This is a genomic window from Microvirga sp. Mcv34 (assembly GCF_024519725.1).
Classification (GTDB): domain Bacteria; phylum Pseudomonadota; class Alphaproteobacteria; order Rhizobiales; family Beijerinckiaceae; genus Microvirga.
This window is the reverse complement of sequence record NZ_JALJRK010000112.1, coordinates 1-7,093: the sequence shown is the minus strand read 5'-3', so window position 1 is coordinate 7,093 and position 7,093 is coordinate 1. Positions and strand designations below refer to the sequence as shown.

The window sequence follows — 7,093 nt, the reverse complement described above, 5'->3', positions numbered from 1 at the left end:
GACAGGGCTCTGACGAAGATCTTTCAACTCCACCCCATCGATCCTGCCCGGATTGCGCTCTCCGGGTTTTCGGACGGAGCGTCCTATGGTCTGTCTCTGGGCGTCATCAACGGCGAGCTGTTTGACCATATCCTCGCTTTCTCGCCAGGCTTCATGGCGCCGACGAGCACCGCCGATACGCCGCGGATCTTCGTATCCCATGGGATCCATGACGAGGTTCTGCCCATCGATCCATGCAGCCGCAGGATCGTTCCGGCTCTCAAGCGAGCGGGCTACGACGTGGAGTATCACGAGTTCGATGGCGGCCATGTCGTGCCCCCGGAGATGGTCGAGCGAGCCGTGGTACGCTTCCTTGCCTGACGGCTTCTTGCACGTTCCGCCCGCGTGGAATGCGGCCGCACAGAGTATTCACCGTCATGGCTTCCGCAGGGTTCTCGTGCTTGGGGAGAAGGACAGGGGCAAGAGCACGTTCTGTCGCATTCTTGCAGAAACAGCGGCACAGTCGGGCCGCAGAACGGCACTTCTGGATACCGATGTCGGCCAGAAGCTCGTCGGCCCTCCGGCCTGCGTGACCATGGACGATCCACAGGGGTTGTCGCTCGCCTTCGTGGGGACGACTAATCCCGTTCTCGGCTGGCCCCGTCTTGTCGAAGGCACGCGCCGCCTGGCACAACAGACGGATGCTGATTGTCTGATCGTCAACACGAGCGGGCTCCTGACGGGCCCCGGCCGCAGCCTCAAGGCCGCCAAGATCGACGCGCTTCGACCGGATCTGCTGATCGCTGTGGGTGAGGGACAGTCGCTTGACGCAATTGCGCACGATGCCTCGGCTCTGCCGTCGCTTTGCGTTCCAGCTTCCCCAGAAGCACGACGCAAGACCGATGGCGAGCGGCGCATGGCCCGGCGGGAGGCCTTCCGGCAGTATTTCTCGCAATCAGGTGTGCTGAAGCTCGAATCCGGAGTGCTCCCGCCGTCTCACGTAGAGGCTCCTCTCCCCGCCAGGCTCCTGGTCAGATTGTCAAATGAACCCAATCATGATCTCGGATTGGGACTGCTTCTTAATCGGATTGAGGGCGAGATCCTCGAGGTGCTTTCCCCTGTTGTCGAGGATGGCGTGCTGCGGGTGCACCCTGGCTTGTTGATCCTCGGCGATGATTTCACCGAGAAACATCTTCCAGTAGATCGTCGAAGGATGTCGCGTTAGCCCAGATCCACACTTGGTGTGGAAAGAGACGCGACTGCATCCCGCCCGCTCGCCAAGAGACCAAACTTGTTCGCCTGGAGTAACTGCCGTGCATTGAGACCAACGGCCCCGGGCTTGGGTGATCACAAATGGCTGGCACTGCTCGAAAGCAACCCGATGGTTTGCTCTCGCAAGGAACAGCGGACGTTCCTCGAGGGTATGGGATCGTCAGTGCGTGGCACTCCTGAGACGTAAGCCCTTGGTCCGCTTCGGCAGGCATGAACCGACCTTCGTTGAGCTGCCGGAATGTGAAACATTGATCCAGAGGAGACCCTCGGCTGAGCCCTCACTTGTCATGGCACCGAACTCCATTGGAGACGAGTTCCTTCGGAGATCCAAAACTCTGGACTGTTATACGCGGCCTGACGAAAGCAGATGATCCTGATTTGATCCGCCACGTTGTAACTTCTGGAGATAGGGGCTGCTCCACGTCGGCTTTCATGAGGTAAGTTACCGAGAACGTGGACCAGCCCTCTATCGTTGGTCGGGGAGCGACAAGCAAAACCCACTACGTTGATGATGCCGTCGTCATTGCACCTGTGGCGACACTGCCTCGGGACGGCGCACATACCGGAAGATGTAGCGAACCGCCTCTGGGAACTGCGCATTGAAGGCTTCAAAGCTGTGCGGGCCGTTGTAAATCCGGAGCTCTCCTGGCTGCTTCTTCTGGCGCCAGAGCTCATAGAAGGTTGCGGCTTGCCCCTCGATCATGAAGTCATCATCATCCCCGGAGCCAACATAAAGCGGCACGGTGGTGTTCTTGGCGAAAAAGCCGTCCAAAAGGGCCGGATAGTTGAGCGACTTCCAGATGTCTGGATCAAACTTGTCAGAACCGAAAACGCCGACGCGCCGCGCCGATGATGTCTCGGGTGGTTCAGGGTTGTAGATGGCCGGGCTGATAAGAGCGGCGGCTGCGAACATCTCGGGATATTTCAGCACGAAGCGCAGGGAGCCATAGCCACCCATCGACTCGCCGCCAATGACCCGGCCCGTACGCTCCTTCATCACCCGGAACTTCGCCTCGATCTCGGGGAAGAGATCCTTCAGAAAGGCGGTCTCCATCATCTCTTTACGATCCACATACCACGTAGTTGTGGCTGAGGGCATGACGATAACGGCCGGTGGCATCTGCCCGTCCTTGATGAGCTGGTCCACGGTCTGCTGCATATTGCCGGACACGACCCACTCGTTCTGGTCAGCGCCGTTGCCGTGCAACAGGTACATCATGGGATAGCGGAGCTTACCGGTCTCGTACCCGTCGGGCAGATAGACGTTGTACACCCATTCTCGATTGAGGGTTGCGGACTGAACTTTCTGCGAGATGACTGTGCCCGCATAGGCCGTCCAACCAGCTGTGAGTGCAGCAAGAGCCGCAACGAGGCCAGACACGGCTCGCATAGTAGGCATTGTTCCCTCCCATTTCTTTCGATGAAAAGCAGTTAGGGTTCTGCAGCCGACGAGCAAGGATGCAGCCGATGCTCGATTTCTGGAATAAAGTATCCGCCGAACGGGATGGTTTCCGATGCCAGCAGCATTAAGGGCCGAAGCGAATCCGTTTCTTGCCACTACTTCCACCATTGGCGTAAAAACTCAAACGGGTCCAGTTCCGACGAAATATTTGTACAATTTCATGGGTCCCGACCGAGGAATATCCGGCCTGCTCAAGCCGGCACGACAAAAAATTGCTTCGCCGAGTAACGCATCAGCGTTTTTACACAACCAAGACCCGGTGCTGACCTTCGAAACGCCAGCTTGTCGGGGAGCACCTCAGCAGCGCGTGAGCCCGACTTAGCCGAGCCTGAGAGAGGAGATTACGCTCCAGCGGTCGTCCGATCTGAGCGCGACGAAGCTTCTCTGAGTCAACGCCCGCGCCGGTAGTGCATGGCGACCGCGCCATTGCGGAGCGGCGTCGCCGAGACCAGTTCGAGCCGCCGCGTGCTGGGCAGCCCGCCCTGGTAGAGGGTCGGGCCGTGGCCGGCGATCCTGGGATGAACGAGGAGCTTGTACTCGTCGATCAGGTCCAGCCGGTCCAGCTCGGTCGCGAGTTTGCCGCTACCGAGGAGCACGCCCGCCGGAGTCGCGTCCTTGAGCCTCTGCACGCCTGTTCGCAGGTCGTCGGCGATGTGGTGGCTGTTGGTCCACGGGAAGTCCCTTCGCGTCGACGACACGACGTATTTCGGCTTGGCCTCCAGCTTGACCGCCCACTCGCGTAGCGCCGGTGGCGCCTCCGCCTCGCCGCGAGCGACCGCCGGCCAGTAGCTCTCCATCATCTCGTAGGTGATGCGCCCCCACAGCATCGCCCCGCCCTCATCCATGAGGCGGGTGAAGAACGCGTGCGTCTCGTCGTCGGCGATTCCTTCCTGGTGATTGACGCAGCCGTCCAGGGTGACGTTGATGCTGAAGGTCAAGAGTCTCATGCGGCGAGCCTATGCCATACGCTCGAGAAACCATAGGGCTATTGCTCGCCAAGGAGGTCTCGCATCGAGACAGCCACCAATCACCTCAACGTCCCGGAGGATGAGGCTCTCATCCCCGGAGTAGGGGAGTCGTCCCCCCGCTGCCAGGATCCTCAAAGCTGGCTATGGTTTGCTCGCCTGAGATGCGGCGTCTCTCACCGGGGCCTTCGGGCCAGGCGGGACGTTCTCTCTCCGAGCGGGATCCAGCCTGGAGCAACCAAGCGGCTAAGGCAACGGGGCAGGCCGCGAAACGGCCTAGGTTACGTCGCAAACGGAAGCTGATTCTGGAGCGGCGAGGCCCTTATGAGCGACGATGACGACGGGTCCCTTCCCACGTGGTTTCCTGCGGTCCTGTTTGGATCGTTTGCGCTCAGCGCGACCCCCTATGGGCTGCTGATCGTGTGACAGGGCCAGGGGCCAGCCTCTGTCAGCCCTGCGCCAACATAGATCCAGATCAGCGGCCAACGGGAAGAAGAGGACGCGGAAGGGATTGGAATGTCATCCAGGTCCTCTCCCGGCCGAAGATCTTGGGAACTCCTCGGCCATCCGCGAGCATGCGCCTTGCTCCGGCTGCTGTCGAGACCCATGAGGTGAGCGGGATCTGGCCGGATCCGCATCGTCAAAGAAAAACCCCGTTCGGTCGGGAGCCGGAGCGGGGTTTTCTAGGGTCTCAGGCTGAGGGATCCAGCCTTGAGGCCAGCGTATCCTGCCCAGCGTTAAAAATTTATGTTTTGCCGCCAGTACAAGGGTGGGCTGTTCTCCGGGACACGTCTCGCTGATCTGCCATTGACGCACTGCGCCACTGACGCATCTCCCCCATCTGGGGGAGGGGCTTCATGGGCCAGCAGGATGACGACTTCGACCAGCTCATCGCCAGTTTGGGTGAGGTGCTGGCTCTGGCGGATAACAGCCAGAGCCTCGGCTATGGCCTCACCATTGCCTCCGCCATTGACGTCGTCGCGATCCGGACCAAAACCGGTTTGTCCCAGGCCGCCTTTGCCCGCCGGATCGGGGTGTCGGTGGGCACGATCCGCAACTGGGAGCAGGGCCGCCGCGCGCCCCAGGGGCCGGCTCGCATCCTGCTGGCCCTGCTCGACCGGAATCCGAGGATCGTTGAGGAGACTCTTGGGACCTGAACACGGCAGGTCTTTGCGATTGGTCTTGAACCTTTGCGCGATGAATGTGTAATTACATAATCTTCGCGAATGGGAGGAAAGCCATGGCCCGCACCACCAGCCACCCGAAAGAGGAAAACTTCAACTTCCGGGTTCCCGCCGATCTCAAGGCGGCGTTCAAGACAGCGGCTGAGCTGGCCGACCGCTCCGCCGCGCAGGTCATCCGCGATTTCATGCGCGCCTATGTCGAGGTTGCCCGTACTGAGCGGGAAATCCAGTCGGAGTCAGGGCATGACGAGTGGGTGCGCAGCCGTATCCAAGCGGCTTTGGACGACCCTCGCCCGGCTGTGCCGCATGATGCGGTCATGGGCCGGACACGCGCTATCATCGACCGGATGGCCTCCGAGAAGCGCGGCGAGCAGCATGAGGCTTGAGTGGCATTCGCTCGCCGAGGAGGATCTCGCCAGCATCGTGGTTTATATCGCCAATGATGATCCGGAGGCGGCCTACAGGGTGCATGACGAGATCGCCGGTCAGGTGGCAGCTTTGGCTCGGCACCCTCTCATGGGTCGAGAGGGCCGTGTCGCCGGGACCCGCGAGCTGCCGATCAGCCGGACCGGCTACGTCGTGGCTTACCGCGTCGGCGAGGATGCCGTGACGGTCCTCCGAGTCTTCCATGGCGCGCGCAAGTGGCCAGATACCCTGTAACTTGAGGCCGATCTCAGAGCTGTCTAAGTCCTCTGGCGGTGCTGGTAGACGCAAGGGACTTAAAATTCCTTAGTCTCTCCTCTGACGACCTTTGAGGATTATTCGATGCGCCGCCGCCCCTCAGCCCGCCTGCTCATTCTCGATCCGGCTGGAAAAGTTCTGTTGTTTCGCTTCTCCTACCGGCGAGGAGCTCTTGCCGGTCAAACCTACTGGGCCACGCCAGGCGGCGGCCTCGAAGAGAACGAAACGTTTGAGCAGGCGGCCATCCGGGAACTCAGAGAAGAGACCGGCCTCCACGTCGACGCCATAGGTCCCGAAGTGGCGTGCCGAGAGTTCGTCCTGCAACTCCCAGACGGCGAGCATGTGATAGCGGACGAACGCTTCTTTGTGGTTCAGGCCGAGCATACGGACCTGTCTCGGGACGGGTGGACACCCGAAGAGCATGAGGTCATGGCAGACCATCGCTGGTGGTCCATGGCGGAACTGGCTCAAACATCAGACACGGTCTGGCCCGACAATCTCCCCGATATCCTGAGCAGGATTGAGCCTCCTGCACCTGCGGGTCCGGCTGTTCTATCCAACCGCATTCTATAAGGTCCCGTTCCGCGAAATTAGCTACGCGAGAGGGTCAGCACGGTTAGCCTATTCCTTCCGACGTTCTCTTCGAGGCGTTGCCATCCTAAGCGCTCATAGAAGGCGCGCTTTTCCGGTAAGGCACAGAGATAGACAAGATCGACCCCACTCTCGAATGCACCCTGCGCTGCCTTCCTGACTAGGGCGGCCCCGATACCTCGGCGTCGCTGCTCAGGATCGACCCAAACTGCGGCCACCCAGGGCGAGTATTCGGGTCGCTCATCAAGATCCGAGGGGATCACAGACGCCGTTCCCAAGAACTGACCATCCTCGTGAGCCACCACGGCAAAGGGCACCGCTGCACCGTCCAGGCTCTCCGCTACGCGGCCTTCGATATAGTCGAGCGGGTAACCCTTCCCCTGCCACCAGGCTCGCCAAACACGATCGGCAACGGCTTCGGTAAACTCGGAGCGCTCCCGAAGGTCGGAGACAACAAAGGAGCCTTCTAGTGAACTCAACCTACAATGTCCGTTCCGCGAAAAAGCCTTGGCCCGTTCCGTCGCTCGCGTTGCGACGACAGGGTTGGGCGGATATCCCAATCTTAAGGGAGGGAAGGAACCTGATGATCCGTGTAGCGACAGCCGCTGATGCAAGCAATCTCGCAGCTCTATCCATCCAAGTTTGGCTCCATACCTACGCCAAGACTGGGCTGCGCAGCGCCCTCTCCGACTACGTACTGGCCGAATATACCTCGGAGAAGATTGCGGAGCGCTTGGGAGACGAGAACCAGGTATTCTTGGTCTACGAGCAAGATGCTCATCTCGTCGGATATCTGAGCCTGCTCTTGGACTCGCCCTGCCCGACGGATCCGAGCTCCCGTGTCGAAATTGCGACGCTTTACGTCCAAGAGCACTTCATTGGGCAGGGGATCGGAAGCAAGCTGCTAGTGTTCTGTCACTGACGAGCGATTCCGAAATCTGGTCCGGCGTGCGATGTTG

At 60.4% G+C, this 7,093-nt stretch carries 10 protein-coding genes; 7 read left to right on the top strand and 3 right to left on the bottom strand.

What is annotated here, in order from left to right; genetic code table 11:
• Together OC446_RS27295 and OC446_RS27290 are read left to right on the top strand one after the other, a co-directional pair.
• Positions 1 to 360 (top strand): alpha/beta hydrolase (locus OC446_RS27295; RefSeq protein WP_410055158.1); only part of this gene is annotated, 360 nt, incomplete at its 5' end.
• 7 nt (positions 361 to 367) lie between these two features.
• Positions 368 to 1,204, top strand: coding sequence for a Clp1/GlmU family protein (locus OC446_RS27290; protein WP_262032104.1), 837 nt, complete (start codon positions 368 to 370; stop codon positions 1,202 to 1,204).
• A 567-nt stretch (positions 1,205 to 1,771) separates the two neighbouring features.
• Here the strand turns inward: OC446_RS27290 and OC446_RS27285 are convergent.
• A complete protein-coding gene (locus OC446_RS27285; RefSeq protein ID WP_262032103.1) occupies positions 1,772 to 2,641 on the bottom strand; it encodes an alpha/beta hydrolase in 870 nt (289 codons plus the stop codon).
• Positions 2,642 to 3,102: 461 nt separating this feature from the next.
• The gene (locus tag OC446_RS27280) at positions 3,103 to 3,660 is read right to left on the bottom strand and encodes a dihydrofolate reductase family protein (RefSeq protein ID WP_262032102.1); all 558 of its coding nucleotides are present in this window, start codon (positions 3,658 to 3,660) and stop codon (positions 3,103 to 3,105) included.
• A gap of 875 nt (positions 3,661 to 4,535) precedes the next feature.
• Between OC446_RS27280 and OC446_RS27275 the strand changes: the two genes are divergently transcribed.
• The 4 genes from OC446_RS27275 to OC446_RS27260 all read left to right on the top strand — a co-directional run bounded on the left by OC446_RS27275 (position 4,536) and on the right by OC446_RS27260 (position 6,116).
• Positions 4,536 to 4,835, top strand: a complete 300-nt coding sequence (locus OC446_RS27275) for a helix-turn-helix domain-containing protein (RefSeq protein WP_262032101.1) — start codon at positions 4,536 to 4,538, stop codon at positions 4,833 to 4,835.
• 83 nt (positions 4,836 to 4,918) lie between these two features.
• Complete coding sequence (locus tag OC446_RS27270; RefSeq protein ID WP_262032100.1) at positions 4,919 to 5,248, top strand: CopG family ribbon-helix-helix protein; 330 nt, start codon at positions 4,919 to 4,921, stop codon at positions 5,246 to 5,248.
• Entirely contained in the window at positions 5,238 to 5,522 is a 285-nt protein-coding gene (locus OC446_RS27265; RefSeq protein WP_262032099.1) for a type II toxin-antitoxin system RelE/ParE family toxin, read from the top strand. The genes OC446_RS27270 and OC446_RS27265 overlap by 11 nt, the downstream gene beginning before the upstream one ends.
• Positions 5,523 to 5,627: 105 nt before the next feature.
• The gene (locus tag OC446_RS27260) at positions 5,628 to 6,116 is read left to right on the top strand and encodes an NUDIX hydrolase (RefSeq protein ID WP_262032098.1); all 489 of its coding nucleotides are present in this window, start codon (positions 5,628 to 5,630) and stop codon (positions 6,114 to 6,116) included.
• Between the two features lie 17 nt (positions 6,117 to 6,133).
• Here OC446_RS27260 and OC446_RS27255 read toward each other — a convergent pair whose 3' ends face one another.
• Positions 6,134 to 6,613 (bottom strand): GNAT family N-acetyltransferase, encoded by a 480-nt coding sequence (locus OC446_RS27255; RefSeq protein WP_262032097.1) that lies wholly within the window; start codon positions 6,611 to 6,613, stop codon positions 6,134 to 6,136.
• Here OC446_RS27255 and OC446_RS27250 point away from each other — a divergent pair.
• On the top strand, positions 6,604 to 7,056 hold the full coding sequence (locus OC446_RS27250; protein WP_262032096.1) for a GNAT family N-acetyltransferase: 453 nt from the start codon (positions 6,604 to 6,606) through the stop codon (positions 7,054 to 7,056). The genes OC446_RS27255 and OC446_RS27250 overlap by 10 nt on opposite strands.
• Positions 7,057 to 7,093: the final 37 nt, after the last annotated feature.

What these genes read in the sequence shown, in the direction of transcription:
- OC446_RS27270 (WP_262032100.1), top strand. Translation starts at nt 4,919, where the DNA reads ATGGCCCGCACCACCAGCCACCCGAAAGAGGAAAACTTCAACTTCCGG.
- OC446_RS27280 (WP_262032102.1), bottom strand. Translation starts at nt 3,660, where the DNA reads ATGAGACTCTTGACCTTCAGCATCAACGTCACCCTGGACGGCTGCGTC.
- OC446_RS27285 (WP_262032103.1), bottom strand. Translation starts at nt 2,641, where the DNA reads ATGCGAGCCGTGTCTGGCCTCGTTGCGGCTCTTGCTGCACTCACAGCT.
- OC446_RS27265 (WP_262032099.1), top strand. Translation starts at nt 5,238, where the DNA reads ATGAGGCTTGAGTGGCATTCGCTCGCCGAGGAGGATCTCGCCAGCATC.
- OC446_RS27275 (WP_262032101.1), top strand. Translation starts at nt 4,536, where the DNA reads ATGGGCCAGCAGGATGACGACTTCGACCAGCTCATCGCCAGTTTGGGT.
- OC446_RS27260 (WP_262032098.1), top strand. Translation starts at nt 5,628, where the DNA reads ATGCGCCGCCGCCCCTCAGCCCGCCTGCTCATTCTCGATCCGGCTGGA.